Here is an 18,011-nt window from a genome sequence, read left to right on the forward strand (position 1 = left end):
TTGAAATGAAGCGAGGTCGCGGGGTGCTGGTCTGCATTCCGCGACCTTGCTGTCCCTGCTGACTTCCTCTCTGATACCGGCATCAAGCCTAAGGACCGCCCAACACAATTCATTCTGGGTCGACGGGCTCAGCCCGTCACCCCTGAATGAATTGGGGTCCGCGAACAGGGAGAAGCCGCCGATGCCCTACGAACACATTCTCGTCGATGATCCCCGGCCGCGGGTCCGCCGCGTCACGCTCAATCGCCCCGAAAAGCGCAACGCGCTGAACAACCGCCTGCGGGCGGAAGTGTTCGAGGTGCTGGAGCAGGCCGACCGCGATCCTGACATTTCGATCTCGATTGTTCGCGGCGCTGGTCCCTGTTTTTCCGCAGGGTATGATCTGTCGGCGGATAACCGCGTCGACCAGCCCTATCACTCGGCCGCCGGCCCCGGCCAATGGTCGCGGCACGTCGTCGAGGGCTGGTTCGGGATTTGGGATCTTGCAAAACCGGTGGTCGCGCAGGTGCACGGCTATTGCCTTGCCGGTGGCACGGAGCTCGCGACCGCCTGCGATATCGTCTACGTCGCCGACGATGCGCAAATCGGCTATCCGCCGGTACGGCTGATGAGCCCGCCCGACATGCAGTATCACCCGTGGCTGGTCGGCATGCGCCGCGCCATGGAGCTGATGTTGACCGGCGACGCGATGTCCGGCCGCGAGGCCGCCGAATGGGGGTTTGCGACGCGGTCGTTTCCGCTCGAAGAGCTCGATGCGCGCACGCTGGATTTCGCCGAGCGCGCCGCCAAAGTGCCGATCGAATTGCAGCAGCTCAACAAGCGCTCGGTGCACCGCGCGATGGAAATCATGGGCGCCCGCGCCGCGATGCGCGCCGGCACCGAAATCCAGGCGCTGGCGTTCACGACGGAGGCTTCCCGGAACTACATGTCGACGTTCCGCCGCGACGGTGGAAGCGTGAAATCACAGCTCGACCAGCGTGACGCGACGTTCGGGGATTATCGGACAAGGAAGGAGTAGGGCCGCTTCTTACCTCGCCCCGCTTGCGGGGAGAGGTCGGATCACATCGCAGATGTGATCCGGGTGAGGGGGTACAGGTCCAACCTTTAACACTAACTGTGTCGATGAGCCCCTCACCCCGACCCTCTAAGAGCGAGCTTCGCTCGTCTCGACCCCGTGAAGGACGGGGAGAGGGAGGAGTCACGGCTCAATTCGCCTTCAAGAACTCACCCACTTCCAGCAGCACGAACTCGTTGTCGTCGGCCTTGTTGGGATCGCGGCTCGAGGAGAACGGCAGGTTGTTGTCGTTGCCGACGATGATGTGCGTGTCGTCGACGCGGTCGACGTTCTCGATGGTGAAGAACGGGAACGTCAGCACGCCGTCATTGAGCGGCTTCCTTGCCTTCTTGTCGGGATCGCGGATTTTCATCAGGTCGATATAGGCGATCTTGCGCACCGGCTTGCCGGCGTTGGCGTCGTTAAGCTCGACCTTGTAGACGCGCTTGAATTTGGCCAGGTCCGGGAAGCAGTTTTCACCGCGGGTGCCTTGCGGGCAGGCCTTGTCCGCGGTGCCTTCGCCATTGTCGCGCTCGATGATCAGGCCGGAGGAGGCGTCGATCATGTTGAAATCGCCGATCGCGTGGCCGTTGGCCTCGAACACATAGTGCCAGTAGCGCCCGGTGAATTTTTCCGCCGCGACGTCGAATTCGAGGATTCGCGCGGCTTCCTTGCCGTCGACCTTTTCAACATCCTTTTTCTCGGCATCCCATAGCGGGCCTTCCAGCAGGCCGTAGAGGAACTTGCCGTCCTTCGATCCGCCAAAGCCTTCATAGCCCTTGGAGCGGCGCAGGTTGACAGTGGTGTAGCTGGCTCCGGGCGCGCCCGGCGACTGCACCGACCAGTGATCGGGCGAACGCACCGGCTTGCCGTCGGCGGTGGTGTCGAACACGGCGAGCACTTTGCCGGTCTTGTCGGCTTTCAGGATGTAGGGACCGAATTCATCGCCGATCCAGAAGGTGTCGCCGATGATCTGGAAACCTTCGGTGTCGAAGTCGGCGCCGGTGAGGTAGCGCTTGGCGGTGGCTTCGTGGACGATGCGGAACGGCACCTTCTTTTCGGGGTCATGCAGGAAGACGGTTTCCTGGCGGTCGATCTTGCCGGTCGTCCAGTCGATCTTGTGTCGATTGAGATACAGCATCGAGTCGGCGGAGTTATAGCGCGAGCCCATGCCGTTGTCGGTGAGCACCCAGAACGAGCCGTCTGCCATCACCTTGATGCCGGAATGGCCCTGCAGCGGCTGGCCCTTGAAGGGCAGCGAGACGCCGGTCGGGCGCTCATAGGATTTTCCCATCACGCTGCCGACGGCATCCACGCGGCGACCGGTGGTGTATTTGCCTGATGTCTTGAGATCATCAGGCGCGTCGGCGGGGGCCTCGACAAAGGATTGCGCGGGGAGGACGGCGTGGCCCTTCAGCGTGGCGGGAAACTCGCCTTCGCCTTGCGCAAACGCGGCACCTGTAGCCAGAAAGACAGAGGCGGCGGAACAGAGCAGTGACATGCGCATGGTAAGATCTCCTGTGAGAAGCGATGCCGTGTTCTCGGAGGACCTTGCAACAGCCATCTGACAGTTTTGTGAAACGCCGGTGATGCCGTTGGATAATCGTGCGGCCTTACGCCGCCCGCGCGCACGAGGATCCTTGGGCGGCTACCGGGTCGCGACCGGTCGCATGGTTTGCGGCAGCAGGAACGGTACGCCATGGTCGGTATATTCGACCGTGACATCCACCTCGAAGATGCGGCGGATGGTTTCGGCCGTGATGGCGTCGGTGCGGCCGCCGTCGATCGCCAGCCTGCCGCGGTGCAAGAGCACGATCCGGTCGGCGAAACGCATCGCCAGGTTGAGGTCGTGCAGCACCGCGATCACGGCGGTGCCGCCCCGCGCGCGCAGCTTGGCGGTTTCCACCAGGTCGATCTGGTGGCGCATGTCGAGGCTCGAGGTCGGCTCATCCAGGAGCAGCAATCCCGGCCCGTGCTGCGCCTCGCCGCAGGCGAGTTGCACCAGCACGCGGGCAAAATGCGCGCGCTGTTGTTCGCCGCCGGACAAAGTCGGCAATTGCCGGTGGCTGAAGCGCTCCAGCCCGACCTCGTGCAGCGCCGTCCCGACCAGCCTTTGCGCGGCGGCGCGGCTGTTGTCGCCGGCCCCCATGGCGACGATCTCTTCGACCGTGAACGGGAAGGTGACGGTGACATGCTGCGACAGCATGGCGCGATGCTGAGCCAATTGGCGCGGTCTGTAGGCGTCAATGTCGCGCCCCTTGAGTTTGACATGGCCGCGGGTCGGGCGGAGGTCGCCGGACAGCATCCGCAACAGCGTTGATTTACCCGCGCCGTTGGGCCCGACGATCGCGACCATCTCGCCGGCAGCGACGCGAAGGTCGATGGCGTCGACCAGGGTCGCGTCGCCGATCCGCAGCGAGACCGAGCGCGCTTCGAGGATCGGGTTCATAGCCCGACCAGCCCGCGCTGGCGCAGCAGCATGGCGAGGAAGAACGGCGCGCCGACCGCCGCGGTCAGGATGCCGATCGGCATTTCCGCAGGCGCAACGATGGTGCGAGCCAGCGTATCGGCGCCGACCAGCAGGATCGCACCTGATAATACCGAGGCCGGCAGCAGCAGCCGGTGCGCCGGGCCGATCACCAGCCGCAACAGATGCGGCACCACGATGCCGACAAATCCGACGACGCCGCAGATCGACACCGCGACGCCGGTCATCGCCGACACCAGCACGATCGAAATCCGCTTCAGCCGCTCGACGTCGACGCCGCTGTGAAACGCTTCGGCCTCGCCGAGCACCAGCACGTCGAGCCCGCGGCCAATCCACAGGCAGGCGATCAGGGCGAACAGAAGTACCGGCGCCAGCGTGGCGACCTTGGGCCAGGTCGCGCCGCTCAGCGATCCCAGCAGCCAGAAGGTGATGTCGCGCAACTGGCGATCGTCGGCGATGAACACCAGAAGCCCGATGCCGGCATTGGCGATGGCGGCGATCGCCAGCCCCGCCAGCAGGAAGATCGCAATCGAGGTCCGGCCCGAACGGCTGGCGATGCCGTAGAGCACGATGGTGGTCGCCAGCGAGCCGAAGAAGGCCGCGAGCGGCAGCAACTGGTTCTGCATGAAGCGCAGGCTTTCGCCGAGATGGCTGTCGGTGAACACGATCGCGCAGGCCGCCGCAAAGGCGCCGCCGCTGGAGACGCCGACGAGGGCAGGATCGGCCAGCGGATTTCGAAACAGCCCCTGCATGATGGCGCCGGACGCGGCGAGCAGGCCGCCAACCATCGCCGCCGCCGCGATCCGCGGAATCCGGATCGACCACAGCACGAGCTGATCGCGCGCCGCCAGCGGATGCGGCGACGCATCGCTCCACAGGCCGAGGGCCGCCGGAAGCCGTGACAGCGGAATTCCCGCAGCACCCATCGTGAGCGCGATCAGCGCGGCACCGGCCAGCGCCAGCAGCAACCCAATCAGCGTCAGCGTGGCGGCGGGCCGCAGCGTGGTGCCGCTGCGACGCTGTTTCGCGCCGTCCGCCTCGGCCGGTGCCGCCGCGGTCATTGCCGGCAATTTGCCGTCAGCGCGGCCGGCGTGAAGCTCGCAGCCTGCGGCGCCAGCGCCGGATAAAGCTTGACCGAGAGATCGCGCGCAGCGGCGGCGGTGCGCGGGCCGAAGCCGAGCAGATAGAGGCCTTCCATCGAGATGAAGGCCTTGTTCGTCACCACGGGCGTCATCGCGAAGGCCGGATGGACGTAGACCGCTTCGGCTTCCAGCGAATCCTTGCTGCGCTGGATCGAGAGCACGACGTCGGGCCTGGCCGCGACGATCGCCTCGTCATTGATGATCTTGTAGCCCTCATAGCTGTCGATCGCATTGACGCCGCCGGCCAGCGCGATGATTTCATTGGCCGCGGTCTTCTGGCCCGCCGCCATGGCGCGGCCGTTGAGCAGCGACATCACGAACATCACGCGCACGGGTTTTGTCACTTTGGCGCGCAGCGCACGCAGCTGCGCCAGGTCGCCGGATACCGCCGCGGTCAGGCATTCCGCCCGCGCGTCGGCGCCCATGGCGTGGCCGACCAGCTTGATCTTGTCGAGCAGGCCCTGTTCGGAAAAGGTTTCGGGCACCAGCACCAGCGGCACCTTCGCCGCCTCCAGCACGTCCATGGTTTCCTTCGGCCCAGATCCCTGCACGGCGAGCACGAGCGAAGGGTTGAGCCCGAGCACGCCCTCGGCCGAGAGCTGGCGCATATAGCCGACATTGGGTTTGTCGCGCAGCGCCGACGTCGGATAGAGGCTGGTCGCATCGACACCGGCCAGCCGGTCCTCGAAGCCCAGCGCGTAGAGGATCTCGGTGATGGCGCCGCCGATCGAAACGATCCGCGCCGGATCCGAGATCGTGACGTCGAGGTTGCGCGCGTCATGCACCGTGATGCCCGCCGCAAGCGCGGCGCCGCCAATGGCGAAGGCGCAAGTGGTGGCGAGCAGAGCGAGTGTGCGACAGATTGCCATCAGGGATCACTTGGTCAGGATCAGCTTGTTTTGCGACGTCAGCCGCAAGCGGTAATTCTCTTCGCCGTGTGCAATGATGATCTCGCGTTCGGTTGCAAACAGCTCGCGGCTGTCGAGCCGGTTGCCGCTCATGACCACCGATCGCCCCGCAACAGGGGGATCCCCTGCTTTCCCAGTGGCGTCTCCGAGTTTGTCTCCGGAAGGTGCGGCCATCTAATTCTGTTGTGCCCCAAAGAAGTTCTTATGATCCAACCTTGTATAGTTGGGCCGAAGCGCAATCCAACCGTGGCAATTTACAATAGATATAAAGTGTGCCCTGCGGTCATTGACCGTCCCGACGCCACCGCTTAACCAATTATGACAGAATGCGGGCGGGGGAGCCCGCGTTCGAAAAGTGGTAGCCAGCAAGCAGCTCGCACGTCGCGTAGCGCCCGCCAGCCAGACCCGAGAAATAGATAACAGGTTGGGGTTGTTATGGCTGACGGGGCTAGGTATCCGCGCGCCCTTCTTTTGGGTGCGTCGGTGGTGTCATTTGCATTGCTGATGGGCGATGCCGCGGTTGCGCAGACCGCGGACACGCAGGAGACCGGTCGTCCATCGGAGCGGAAAAAACAGGCCAAGCGCAAGCCCGCCAAACCGCAAGCGGAGCAGCAGGCAAGCGCGCCGGTGTTGAATGCGTACGCGCAGGTCGGCCGCGCACCGGTGCAGTCGCTCGATACCATCACGGTTGCGGCATCGAAGACCGAAGAGCGCGCGATCGACGCGCTGGCGCCGGTCAGCGTCGTGACGCTCGAACAGATCCAGGGGCGTCAGGCCTCTACGGTCGGCGATCTCCTCTACAATATCCCCGGCGTCTGGGTACAGAATCGCGGCGATGAGCCGTCCACCGCAATCAACATTCGCGGCCTGCAGGATTTCGGCCGTGTCGCCGTGGTGGTCGACGGCGCCCGGCAGAATTATCAGCGCACCGGCCATTTTGCGAACGGCTCGTTCTTCCTCAATCCCGAACTGATCGCCGGAATCGATATCGTGCGCGGCCCGACCGCGAATATCTACGGCTCCGGTGCGATCGGCGGCGTGGCCTCGTTCCGCACCAAGGACATCGAAGACGTGGTGCGGCCGGGCGAGCGCTGGGGCGTGGATGCCAAGACGATTCTTGGAACCAACTACGGCCGTGCGATGGGTTCGATCTTCGGCGGCGTTCACGTCAACCCGAACGTTGATGTATTTGCCGGCGGCACCTACAGCACGCAGGAGAACTACAAGGACGGCACCGGCTATGAGGTTGCCAATACCGGAAACCGTCTCAACAGCGGTATCGGCAAGCTGACGGTGCGCCCGGCCGACGGGCACGAGGTCAAGCTCGGGGCGATATTCCAGGAGAATATCTACAGCGTCGGCCAGCCGCCGCGCCGCGCCGGTGATCCTAATTCGACCAATGCGAACGGCACCAACAACCTCAACGGAACGTCGATCTACGCGACCAACGTGAAGAACTACACCACCACGCTCGGCTGGAAATATTCGAAGCCTGAGGACAAGTGGTTCGATTGGGACGCGAAGGTCTACTGGAACCGCACCGACAACGACCAGATCAAGACGGGACATACGACCACGACGGCATCGACCTATTGCGGCGGAGTCCCCGGAAATGCGGTCTCCGGCTGTATCGGCAGCAACCGTGGATATCTGCTCGACACTGTCGGTGTCGACGTTCACAACACGACACGTTTCGAGACCTATGACTGGCGTCACGCCGTTACCTACGGGCTCGATGCGTTCCAGGACAAGGTATCGACCGAAGACCTTCGCGGAACCTCCGAGGTTACGACTCCGGGCGGCCGGCGCACGGTGTCCGGCGGCTTCGTGCAGTGGAAGGCCAACTACACCTCGATGCTCGAAGTGGTGGGCGCTCTGCGTTACGACAATTACAAGCTGGAATCGGGGACGACGTCCTCCAGCGGCGACCGCTTGTCGCCGAAGATCACGGTCGGCCTGATGCCCCTGGCCGTGGTGACGCCCTATGTCAGCTATGCTGAAGGCTACCGCGCGCCGTCGATCACCGAGACGCTCGTCAACGGCCCGCATGCCGGCGCCACCCCGCAAGACTCGTTCTTCCGCTGTCCGTCGGGCACGCCGGGTCCCGGCGCCGATTCGACATTCTGCTTCGTGCCCAATCCGAACCTGCGGCCCGAGGTCGGTAAGACCAAGGAAATCGGCTTCAATCTGGTTGCCGGCGACAGCATCCGCGGCAAGTTCAACTTCTTCCGCAACGATATTACCGACTACATCGATCAGGTTGCGTTCGGAACGCCGGTCGTCGTTCCGGGCTTTGGTAGTTTCTTCCCGTTCCTGCAGTACCAGAACGTTGCGAGGGCCAGGATCCATGGTTTCGAGGCCGAGGCCATGTATGACGCCCAACTCTGGTTCCTCGGGGTCGCCGGAACCTTCCAGGAAGGCAAGAATCTTCAGACGAATCTCGGTTTGTACAGCGTCCCGCCGCAGAAAATCACGACAACGGCTGGTTTAAGATTCCTCGAGAATAAGCTGGTGGTCTCCGTGATGTGGACGTCGGCGAAGGCAAACAGGGACATTCCGGTGACCTATACGCCGGCAACGTCGTACGATCTCGTCAACCTGTATCTTCAATACAAGCCGACGCCCGACCTAGTCCTCAACCTCTCTGCCGAGAATATCTTCAACACGTACTACCGGCCTTACGCCATCCCGGTCGGCAGCACCGGCGACACGCAGAACGACGTGAAATGGGCGAGTGCGGGTCCTGGAATGGTCTTCAAGGGCGGTCTCAAATATCATTTCGGAGGCACCTGATCGGAGTAAGAACAACCGGCGCTCTTGTTTAAGAGATTGCCGCCATCAAGGCTCCGGACCGTGCTGATGTCCCAGCGCGGCCTCGGAGCATTTCTGCGTTACGATATGATCGGGGCCAAACCGGCTACGACGACAACCAAGGAGATTTCCATGTTTATCGCGATGAACAGGTTTCAGGTGAAGTTGGGCCAGGAGCAGGCTTTCGAGACGGTGTGGGCGACGCGGGAGTCCTATCTCGGCAACATGGCCGGCTTCGTCGAATTCCATCTGCTCAAGGGTCCGGTAGCCGACGACCACACGCTGTATTCGTCGCACACCACCTGGGTCGACAAGGCCGCATTCGAGGCCTGGACCCGCTCGGAAGAGTTCCGCCGCGCCCACGCCCGCGCCGACAACAAGACCGGCGAAAGCCTGTACCTCGGCCATCCCAAGTTCGAAGGCTTTGAGGTGATCCAGTCCGAGCGCAAAACCAGCGCCGCCGCCTGACCGGGAGGCCTGCATGTCGAGCACGCAGAACGCCGATCTCAAGGCGTATATGGCGGAAAATCCGGGCGCCGTGATCGAGGACGTTGCGCGCGAGCGCAACGTCACGCCGCGCGCGGTGATCGAGGCGCTGCCCGGGACGATGGTCCGCATCGGTGCCGGCAGCCATTTCGCCGCCGCGATGCAGGACATCGCGCAATGGGGCGACGTGACGCTGATCGTCCATACCAGCGATGCGATTTTCGAGTTCACCGGCGCCATCCCGGCGGGCGAGGTCGGCCGCGGCTATTTCAACCTGATGCAGCCGAAGGGATTGCACGGCCATCTCAGGCATGAACGCTGCGACGCGGTCGCCTTTGTCGAGCGCCCCTTCATGGGCAAGGCATCGGCCTTCGTCGCCTTCATCAATGTCGATGGCGGCATCATGTTCAAGGTGTTTGTCGGCCGCGACGAGACCCGCGCGTTGCGCGGCGATCAGCTGAAGCGTTTTCAGTCGCTCGCCGACAGCCTTGCTTCGGCAAAGGCGGCCTAGCCAACCGCGTTGTTGTCAGCCGGGAGGTAATCATGCAGCAGAATGTGCTCAGATCGGCGATCGGTAGGCTGGCGGCCTTGTTCGGCGCTGGCGTGGTAGCATGCCCGGGGGCGGCGCTTGCCGCAACTGATACCGCACTACTGCCGCGAAATCTTTCGCCATGGAACATGTTCGTCAACGCCGACATCGTGGTGCAAGCCGTGATGGTCGGACTGGCGTTTGCCTCGCTGGTGACCTGGACGATCTGGCTGGCGAAAACGCTCGAGGTCAGGCGCAAGACCGCGACCGCCAGGCGGCGGATCTCCCTGCTCGAGGCCGATACGGTGCTCGCCGACGTCGAGAAGCAGTGCCGTGGCGGCGGCGACGCGGTGGCGCAGATCGTGCAGTCCGCGGCGCGCGAAGCCAGCCTTTCCGGCGGCATCGCCGATGACGGTTTCAAGGAGCGGATCGCGCTGCGGCTGGAGCGGGTCGAGGCCGCGATGTCGCGGCAGATCGCGCGCGGCACCGGCGTGCTCGCGACCATCGGCGCCACCGCGCCGTTCGTCGGCCTGTTCGGCACGGTGTGGGGCATCATGAATGCCTTCATCGGCATTTCCGAAGCCCACACCACCAATCTCGCGGTGGTCGCGCCCGGCATCGCCGAGGCGCTGCTGGCGACCGCGCTGGGGCTGGTGGCGGCCATCCCCGCGGTGGTGATCTACAACCATCTGACGCGCACGATCTCGGCCCACCGTGCGCTGCTTGGCGACGCCTCTGTCATGGTCATGCTGCTGATCAGCCGCGAGGGCGATCGCGGCTCGTTCCGGCTGGCGCGCGCCGCGGAGTGAATCATGGGCGCTAGATTGGGCACACGCGCAAGCTTCGGCGGCCGGTCGCGCGGCGGCGACGACGATCTGGCCGAGAATCACGAGATCAATGTCACGCCGTTCATCGACGTGATGCTGGTGCTGCTGATCATCTTCATGGTCGCCGCGCCGCTTGCCACCGTCGACCTCGGCGTCGATCTGCCCGCCAGCGCGGTCGAACCGGCGCCGCGTCCGGACAAGCCGGTGTTCGTCACGGTGAAGCCGGACCTGTCGGTCGCGGTCGGCGAGGACATCATCGCGCGCGACACGCTGACCGCGACGCTCGATGGCGCCACCAGGGGCCGCAAGGACGAGCGGATCTATCTGCGCGCCGACAAGGCGGTCAGCTATGGCGACCTGATGGAGGTGATGAACCTGCTGCGCAACGCCGGCTATCTCAAGGTCGCGCTGGTCGGCCTCGACGGACGTACCTGACCGCCATGAATGCGTTCGCGCTGCATGACGCCACTGATCACGCCGGGGTGCGGCGCTGGGGCACGTCGAGCATTGCGATCCTCGCAGCGCATGCCGCGCTGATCGCGCTGTTCATGACCTGGTACACGCAGCGGCCGCCGCCGGGCGCTACCTTGCCTGCGATCATGGTGGACATGTCGCCGGTATCGGCGGCGCCGCAATCGACTGAGCTGGAGCGCGCCCCTGACCAGCTGATGGAGCAGGCCGACGCCTCGCCGCCGGAGCCGGTCAAGCAGCAGGAGGTGGTCGAGGAGCAGATCGCGCCGACCCCGCCGCAGGAGAAGCCCGAGGTGGTGGCGCCGCCCGAGCAGAAGGTGGAAATGAAGCCGGCGGCCGAGCCCGCCAAGCCCGTCCCGACCGCCACGCCGACACCGGTCAAGCCAAAGGTGGTCCGACCCGACGCGAAGAAGCCGAACCAGGCGACACCCGCGCCGCGCACCGCGGCGCCGCCCCGTGTTGAACGTCAGGCCCAGGCCGCCTCCGCGGCCAGCGCCGGTGCATCGGCCTCGGCGCTCGCATCCTATAATCAGCGCGTCCGCGCGCATCTGATGCGTTTCCACCAGTACCCGTCGGGCGCCAACGGCCAGCGCGGCGTCGCGCGGCTGTCCTTTACGGTGAGCCGGGGCGGACAGGTCAGCGGAGGCCGCCTCAGCGGATCGTCGGGCGTTGCCGCGCTCGACGCGCAGGCCTCGGCGATGATTCGTCAGGCTTCCCCATTTCCCCCGATCCCGCCCGAAATCCAGCAGGGATCGATCAGCTTCACGATCCCTGTGGCGTTTACGGTCAGATAATCGGTCGTCTATTCCTTCACCGCGCCGGTCAGCGACGAGACGTAATAGTCGACGAACAGCGAGTAGAACAGCGCGACCGGCAGCGAGCCGAGCAGCGAGCCCGCCATCAGCGCGCCCCACTGATAGACGTCGCCGGTGACGAGTTCGGTCAGGATCGCGACGGGAACGGTCTTGTTGGCGCCGCTCTGGATGAAGGCCAGCGCGTAGATGAACTCGTTCCAGGACAGCGTGAACGAGAAGATGCCGGCCGAGATCAGGCCGGGCACCGCCAGCGGCAGCGTGATCCGCCGCAGGATCTGCAGCCGCGTCGCGCCATCGACCAGCGCGCATTCCTCCAGCTCATAGGGGATCGACTTGAAGTAGCCGATCAGGAGCCAGGTGCAGAACGGCACCAGGAAGGTCGGATACACCAGGATCAGCGCCATCGGCGAGTCGAACAGGCCGAATTGCACGATCACGGTGGCCAGCGGAATGAACAGGATCGAGGGCGGCACCAGATAGGCGAGGTAGATGCCAAGGCCCACGTAAGGGCTGCCGCGGAAGCGCAGCCGTTCGATCGCATAAGCGGCCAGCGTCGAGGCGAACAGCGACAGGAAGGTCGAACCAACCGCCACGAACATCGTGGTCTTCAGCCAGGTCGGATACGCGGTATTGAACAGCAAATGCTTGATGTGGGCGATCGTCGGCGAGGTGATCCAGAACGGGTTGTGCTCCTTGTAGTTCAGAAGTTCCGCGTTCGGTTTGAACGAGGTGATCGCCATCCAGTAGAACGGGAACAGCAGGATCAGCACGAAGCAGGACAGCGGCAGATAGATCATCATCACCCGCCGCGCCCGCGAATCCCACGACATCGTATCCGGCGTGGCGCTGGCGACATTGCTGTTGCCCGGTGAGGCGGCTACGTCAGTCATTGGCTTCTCCTTGCTGCCATTTGCGGCGGGCGAGGCCGAAGTAGCTGAACAACGTCGCGAAAACCAGGAACGGGATCATCGACACCGCGATTGCCGCACCCTCGCCGAGCTCGCCGCCGGCGATGCCGCGCTGGAACGCCAGCGTTGCCAAGAGATGCGTCGAATTGACCGGCCCGCCACGGGTAATGGCGTAGACCAGCTGGAAGTCGGTGAAGGTGAAGATGATCGAGAAGGTCATCACGATGGCTAGAATGGGCATCATCATCGGCAGCGTGATGAAGCGGAAGCGCTGCCAGGCGGTGGCGCCGTCCAGCATCGCCGCCTCATAGAGCGAGGGCGAGATGGTCTGCAGGCCCGCCAGCAGCGAGATCGCCACGAACGGAATGCCGCGCCAGATGTTGGCGACGATCAGCGAGAACCGCGCCGGCCACGGCGTGCCGAGGAAGTCGATGTTTGTGGTGCGGACGTGCAGCACGTCGACCAGCAAATAGGAAATGATCGAGAATTGCGGGTCGTAGATCCACCAGAACGCCAGCGCCGACAGCACCGTCGGCACGATCCACGGCAGCAGGATGATGGCGCGGAGCAGGCTCTTGAGCGGGAAGTGGTTGTTGAGCAGCAGCGCCAGCCAGAAGCCGAGCGCAAATTTTCCGATGGTCGCGACCGCGGTGTAGAACACGCTGTAGAACACCGCGTTCCACCACAAGGGATCCTTCAGCAAATACTGGAAGTTCTCCAGACCGATGAAGACGCCGCGCTGGCCGATGGTGGTGTCGGTGAAGGCGAGCCAGACGCCGAGGCCGAGCGGGTAGGTGAGGAACACCGCCAAGAGGCCGATCGCCGGCGCAAGGCACATCACGATCAGGAACGGCTTGTAGTCGAACAGGCGCACGATCCAGCCCGGTTGCCGCTGCTCAATGATGCGTCGAGGTCGAGAAGGTAGGGTCGTCACAGACATTAGATGGTTGTCCCGACTTGGTCAGTGTCATTCCGGGGCGATGCGAAGCATCGAACCCGGAATCTCGAGATTCCGGGTCTGGTGCTCGCGCACCATCCCGGAATGACGGAATTTTACTTCTGCAGCGACGGCGTTACCGCTCCTGGCGCCGGAAGTAACGCTTCGCACGCTGCTCCGCCTCAGCGGCGGCGGTTTCCGGCGTCGAGGCGCCGGTCGCAACCGCTGCGCACATCTGCACCAGCACGTAATCGGCGTTGACAGCACCCGTTGCGGTCGTGATCGGGCCCTTGTAGCCGTCGTAATACGTGCTCTGCATGGTGTTCTTGAAGATCGCGACCTTGGGATCCTCGGACCAGACCTTGGCTTCGGCGTAGGCGGCCAGCGGTTGCGACCAGTAGCCGGAGTTGGCGTTGAGCCACGGTTCGTACTGGTCCTTTTCCAGCATGAATGTCAGGAAGGCCTTGGCGGCGTTGGGGTACTGGCTGTGCTTGAACAGCATCGCGTTCAGTGTCAGGCCCGCCATCGGCGAAATCTTGGCATTGCCCTTCGGCAGCAATTGATGCTCGCTGTCCTCGGCGATCGCCTTGGTCGCCGGATCGTTCTTCAGCGAGAAATACAGCGAGACGCCGTTGGCGGTCAGCGAGATTTCCTGCGCGGAGTAGGCGCGGTTGTTGCTCACGTCGTTCCACGACGGTGTGCCGGCGATGAAGGTCGCGTACAGTTCCTTGACCCATTTCAGCGCCGCGATGGTCTCCTTGCTGTTGATGACGATGTTACCGGATTCATCGAGCAGGGCAGCGTTATGCGACCACAGTACCCAGTTGGCAAAGCCGTTGCCGTCGCCCTTGGCGTTGCCGAGCGCGAAGCCGGCCGGCTTGCCGGCCTTCTGCAGCTTCTGGCACAGTTCGAGAATTCCGGCGTGATCTTCCGGGACTGTGTCGTACCCGACCGACTTCAGGATCGACTTGCGGTAGATCAGGGGGCCGGCGGTCGCGCCGAACGGCAATCCGATCCAGGCACTGCTCTTGCTGCGCTTGCCGTACGTCTGCGCCAGCGGCAGCCAGCCGCCGTAGCGCTTGCCGAGGTAATCGGCGACGTCGCTCAGTTCGACCAGTTTGTCGACGTAAATGTGCGGCGCGTCGGAGAAGCCGATGATCATGTCCGGACCGGCGCCGGAATTCGAGGTCACCGCGGTCTGCTGATTGATGTCTTCCCAACCGACGAAGTCGACCTTGACCTCGACCCCGGTCTCCTTGGTGAACTTGGCGGCATTGGCGCGGAACACGTCCTCGTCGGCCTGCACGAAGCGAACCGGGCGCAGCATGCGCAAGGAGGCGCCTTTTTCGATCGCAAACTTGGGCACCGGAACATCGGCGGCCTTGATGGGCGATTGCGCCGATGCGCCGGTTGCGGCGAGCGCGGCGGCGGAAACGCCCAATACCAGCGCGTCGCGGCGGGTAATATCGTTCTTCATTATAATCGTCTCCCTGTTTTTCCTGCTCCCGGCGTTGATCGCCGATGAACTTCGCGGCCTCCGGTTCCCAGCGGAACCGAAGGGTAGTGTTTTCTTCCCGGTGCGTTTTCCCGGGCGCGGACCGTTCTCCGCTTCGCCCGACGACGCGTTCGGCCGTCCTAGCTGTTGGGACCGCGATCCATGCTGACGGGCTGCCAGCGACGAAGCGAGGTGTTTTGCAGCACCGACGGATTGACGCAGCTTACCGGCCACATTCCGGACAGCACCAGTGACAATTCGTAGCCCACACGGCGCTTGCGCGCTTCGTCGAAACGTGCCGATGCCGAGGCGACATGCGCCGTCAGCGTGACGTTTTCCATCGAGAGCATCGGGTTGTTGTGCGACGGCGGCTCGGTTTCCAGCACGTCGAGGGCGGCATGCGCGATCCAGCCCTCCTGCAGCGCCTTGATCAGCGCTTCCTCGTTCACGGTGGCGCCGCGGCCGGTATTGATGAAGATTGCGCTCTTCTTCATCTGCTTGAAGTGCTTCTCGCCCAGCATGTGATGCACCTCCGGCCGTGCCGGTGCGTGCATCGACAGGAAATCCGACTGCGACAGCACCTCCGACAGGGTCGCCGGGAGCACGCCATGGTCGGAAATCAGGGTTTCCTGGATGAAGGGGTCATAGGCGATCATCCGCAGGCCAAACGGGGCTGCGCGCTTGGCGACCGCGCGGGCCACCCGGCCGAACGAGATGAAGCCGAGCGTCTGCCCCATCAGCCGCGGAATCTTCAAAAGCTGGGGCCGACCTTCGGACCAGCGGCCGGTGCGGACCATCTTGTCCTGCTCGACCAGGCGGCGGAAGCCCGAGAGCAGCAGCATCATGGCGTGGTCGGCGACCTCCTCGATGAAGGTGTCGGGGATGTTGGTGACGGGGATGCCGCGGGCGGTAGCGGCTTTGACGTCGACGCTGTCGACCCCGACGCTGCCGAGCGTGATGACCTTGCAATTATCGAGGGCGTCGATGACCGTTTTCGAGATCCGCATGCCCTTGGCGTAGATGGCATCGGCGGTGCGGGCGGCAGCGATGAATTCCGCCTCGTTGGCCGGCGCCTCGATGATTTCGGCCCCGATCGGGTCCAGCGCCTCCATTTCATAGTTGTAGCCGCCGCCGGCGACCGTGAAACTCGCGCCTTTCGGCGTCAGCACCCTGAATTTTGACATTTCCTGCTCCCGATTTGACCGTTCGGTGTTGATTATGGCCGCGGCAGCTCGCCGTTGCCTCCCGAATTTTACGCGCCCTGATCAGTTTCTCGCACAATCCCGGCGCATAGAGACCAATGTTTTTTGCATGTCGGGGCTTCTACGGAGAGGCTTCGTAACAAAGCGCTAAAGGCTCGCACGATAACGTGCGGCGAATCAATTCGCCAATCGCGTCCCCTGCGCATTCCCCGGAGATTCCCCTGTGAAGCTTTCAAATCTGAAGATCACCCCCAAGCTCGGTATCTTGGTGGGGGTGACGCTGCTCGGCCTGTGCGCCGCCGGCGTGCTCGCGGGCTACCTGATGCAGCGCGAGATGCTGAACGCGCGCATCGACCAGACCAGGGCGATCGTCGATATGGCGCTCAACATGGCCGCCGGCCTGAAGAAGCAGGTCGATGCCGGCCAGATGACCAAGGAAGCGGCCATCGCCGAGTTCGGCAAGCGCGGAAACACCCTGACCTACGACAAGGGCGCCGGCTATCTGTTCGGCACCGCCTATAACGGCATCACCATCATGGCGCCCAATCCGGCGCAGGTCGGCACCAACCGCATGGACGTGGTGACCAACGGCCGAAAACTTTCCCAGGAACTGATGGATGGCGTCAAGGCCAACGGTTCGATCCTGCTCACCTACGAATATATGAAGCCCGGCGAGGAAAAGCCGATCCGCAAGATGGGCTACGCGGTGGCGGTCCCCGGCTTCGACATGTATGTCGGCACCGGCGCCTATCTCGACGATCTCGATGCCAAGCTGAAGCCGATCGCGTGGCTGCTGGGGCTCGCCATTCTCGGCATCGGCGTGATCGCGGGCAGCATCGCCTGGATGATCGGTCGCAGCATCTCAAAGCCGCTCGGCGAACTCGGCGCCCGCATGCAGGCGCTGGCCGACGGCAAGCTCGACGGTGAAATTCCCGGGCTCGGGCGCGGCGACGAGGTCGGTGCGATGGCGGCAACCGTGCAGATCTTCAAGGACAACGCGGTGCGGATCCGCGGCCTCGAACAGGCCGAAGCGGCGACACAGGCGCGCGCTGCAGCCGAACGCCGCAACGCGATGGAGAACATCGCCAGCGATTTCGAGCGCAGCGTCAACGGCATCGTCCGCTCGGTATCGACAGCCGCCACCGGCATGCAGAGCACGGCGCAATCGATGACGGCGACCGCCAGCGACGCCAGTGCGCGCGCTGCCACGGTTGGCGCGGCATCGGAAAGTTCGTCGAACAATGTCGGCACGGTCGCGGCCGCAGCCGAAGAGCTGTCGAGCTCGGTGGCCGAGATCGCCCGCCAAGTGGCGCGTTCCAGCGACATCGCCAGCAAGGCGGTCGGCGATGCCGAGCGCACCAACTCCACCGTCCAGGCGCTCTCCACGGGTGCCGAGAAGATCGGCGAGGTCGTCAAACTGATCCACTCGATCGCTGCTCAAACCAATCTGCTGGCGCTCAATGCGACGATCGAAGCGGCGCGCGCCGGTGACTCCGGCCGCGGCTTTGCGGTCGTCGCCTCCGAAGTGAAGGCTTTGGCCAACCAGACCGCGAAGGCGACCGAGGAAATCTCGGCCCAGGTCGCGGCGATGCAGGCTTCCACCAGCGAGGCGGTCTCCTCGATCGGCGGCATCACCGAAACCATCGCGCAGATGAGCGAGATCACCGTGAGCATCTCGACGTCGATCGAACAGCAGGGCGACGCGACACGCGAGATCGCGCGCAACATCCAGTCAGTGGCGGCGGGATCGAGCGAGATCAGCGCCCATATCGGCGGCGTCACCACGGCGGCGGCAGCCACCGGCAAGGCGGCGTCCGACGTGCTCTCGAACGCGCGCGAGCTCGACAATCAATCCGGCATGCTGCGCAACGCGGTCGACGAATTCCTCGTCAAGGTCCGGGCGGCGTAACCAGTTCTCGGCGCTAATCTCTTCATGCC

The 18,011-nt window shown here is 64.0% G+C and carries 17 protein-coding genes; 8 read left to right on the forward strand and 9 right to left on the reverse strand.

Annotated features, from left to right (window positions below; all coding sequences use genetic code 11):
- Positions 1 to 181: 181 nt before the first annotated feature.
- Complete coding sequence (locus tag JQ611_RS34935; RefSeq protein ID WP_212439724.1) at positions 182 to 1,018, forward strand: enoyl-CoA hydratase-related protein; 837 nt, start codon at positions 182 to 184, stop codon at positions 1,016 to 1,018.
- 187 nt (positions 1,019 to 1,205) lie between these two features.
- Here the strand turns inward: JQ611_RS34935 and JQ611_RS34940 are convergent, their stop codons facing one another.
- The 5 genes from JQ611_RS34940 to JQ611_RS42120 form a co-directional block, all read right to left on the reverse strand.
- Entirely contained in the window at positions 1,206 to 2,561 is a 1,356-nt protein-coding gene (locus JQ611_RS34940) for an esterase-like activity of phytase family protein (protein ID WP_212468016.1), read from the reverse strand.
- A 141-nt stretch (positions 2,562 to 2,702) separates the two neighbouring features.
- A complete protein-coding gene (locus JQ611_RS34945; protein ID WP_212390444.1) occupies positions 2,703 to 3,503 on the reverse strand; it encodes a heme ABC transporter ATP-binding protein in 801 nt (266 codons plus the stop codon).
- A complete protein-coding gene (locus JQ611_RS34950) occupies positions 3,500 to 4,603 on the reverse strand; it encodes an iron ABC transporter permease (protein WP_212468017.1) in 1,104 nt (367 codons plus the stop codon). The genes JQ611_RS34945 and JQ611_RS34950 overlap by 4 nt, the downstream gene beginning before the upstream one ends.
- Complete coding sequence (locus tag JQ611_RS34955) at positions 4,600 to 5,553, reverse strand: hemin ABC transporter substrate-binding protein (protein ID WP_212390442.1); 954 nt, start codon at positions 5,551 to 5,553, stop codon at positions 4,600 to 4,602. The genes JQ611_RS34950 and JQ611_RS34955 overlap by 4 nt, the downstream gene beginning before the upstream one ends.
- A 6-nt stretch (positions 5,554 to 5,559) precedes the next feature.
- Positions 5,560 to 5,766, reverse strand: coding sequence for a hemin uptake protein HemP (locus tag JQ611_RS42120; RefSeq protein ID WP_249133696.1), 207 nt, complete (start codon positions 5,764 to 5,766; stop codon positions 5,560 to 5,562).
- A 261-nt stretch (positions 5,767 to 6,027) separates the two neighbouring features.
- Between JQ611_RS42120 and JQ611_RS34965 the strand changes: the two genes are divergently transcribed.
- From JQ611_RS34965 to JQ611_RS34990, 6 genes are all read left to right on the forward strand, one after another.
- Complete coding sequence (locus JQ611_RS34965; RefSeq protein WP_212468018.1) at positions 6,028 to 8,385, forward strand: TonB-dependent hemoglobin/transferrin/lactoferrin family receptor; 2,358 nt, start codon at positions 6,028 to 6,030, stop codon at positions 8,383 to 8,385.
- A 150-nt stretch (positions 8,386 to 8,535) separates the two neighbouring features.
- Positions 8,536 to 8,871 carry an antibiotic biosynthesis monooxygenase gene (locus tag JQ611_RS34970; protein ID WP_212207247.1) on the forward strand — a complete coding sequence of 112 codons (336 nt, stop codon included), beginning with the start codon at positions 8,536 to 8,538 and terminating at the stop codon, positions 8,869 to 8,871.
- A gap of 13 nt (positions 8,872 to 8,884) precedes the next feature.
- Entirely contained in the window at positions 8,885 to 9,400 is a 516-nt protein-coding gene (gene hutX / locus JQ611_RS34975) for a heme utilization cystosolic carrier protein HutX (RefSeq protein WP_212269219.1), read from the forward strand.
- 32 nt (positions 9,401 to 9,432) lie between these two features.
- Complete coding sequence (gene exbB, locus JQ611_RS34980; RefSeq protein ID WP_212269218.1) at positions 9,433 to 10,227, forward strand: tonB-system energizer ExbB; 795 nt, start codon at positions 9,433 to 9,435, stop codon at positions 10,225 to 10,227.
- 3 nt (positions 10,228 to 10,230) lie between these two features.
- Entirely contained in the window at positions 10,231 to 10,680 is a 450-nt protein-coding gene (exbD, locus tag JQ611_RS34985) for a TonB system transport protein ExbD (RefSeq protein WP_212269217.1), read from the forward strand.
- Positions 10,681 to 10,685: 5 nt separating this feature from the next.
- A complete protein-coding gene (locus JQ611_RS34990; protein WP_212390441.1) occupies positions 10,686 to 11,510 on the forward strand; it encodes an energy transducer TonB in 825 nt (274 codons plus the stop codon).
- Positions 11,511 to 11,518: 8 nt separating this feature from the next.
- Here the strand turns inward: JQ611_RS34990 and JQ611_RS34995 are convergent, their stop codons facing one another.
- The 4 genes from JQ611_RS34995 to JQ611_RS35010 all read right to left on the reverse strand — a co-directional run bounded on the left by JQ611_RS34995 (position 11,519) and on the right by JQ611_RS35010 (position 16,055).
- Positions 11,519 to 12,421, reverse strand: a complete 903-nt coding sequence (locus JQ611_RS34995) for a carbohydrate ABC transporter permease (protein ID WP_192737599.1) — start codon at positions 12,419 to 12,421, stop codon at positions 11,519 to 11,521.
- Positions 12,414 to 13,379, reverse strand: a complete 966-nt coding sequence (locus JQ611_RS35000) for a carbohydrate ABC transporter permease (RefSeq protein ID WP_192737598.1) — start codon at positions 13,377 to 13,379, stop codon at positions 12,414 to 12,416. Before JQ611_RS35000 ends, JQ611_RS34995 begins: the two co-directional genes overlap by 8 nt.
- A gap of 133 nt (positions 13,380 to 13,512) precedes the next feature.
- A complete protein-coding gene (locus JQ611_RS35005; protein WP_212269215.1) occupies positions 13,513 to 14,853 on the reverse strand; it encodes an ABC transporter substrate-binding protein in 1,341 nt (446 codons plus the stop codon).
- Between the two features lie 158 nt (positions 14,854 to 15,011).
- Positions 15,012 to 16,055 (reverse strand): C-terminal binding protein, encoded by a 1,044-nt coding sequence (locus tag JQ611_RS35010; protein WP_212269214.1) that lies wholly within the window; start codon positions 16,053 to 16,055, stop codon positions 15,012 to 15,014.
- Between the two features lie 241 nt (positions 16,056 to 16,296).
- Between JQ611_RS35010 and JQ611_RS35015 the strand changes: the two genes are divergently transcribed.
- A complete protein-coding gene (locus JQ611_RS35015; protein ID WP_212269213.1) occupies positions 16,297 to 17,982 on the forward strand; it encodes a methyl-accepting chemotaxis protein in 1,686 nt (561 codons plus the stop codon).
- Positions 17,983 to 18,011: the final 29 nt, after the last annotated feature.

The organism is Bradyrhizobium sp. AUGA SZCCT0182 (assembly GCF_018130185.1).
In the GTDB taxonomy this organism is placed as follows: domain Bacteria; phylum Pseudomonadota; class Alphaproteobacteria; order Rhizobiales; family Xanthobacteraceae; genus Bradyrhizobium.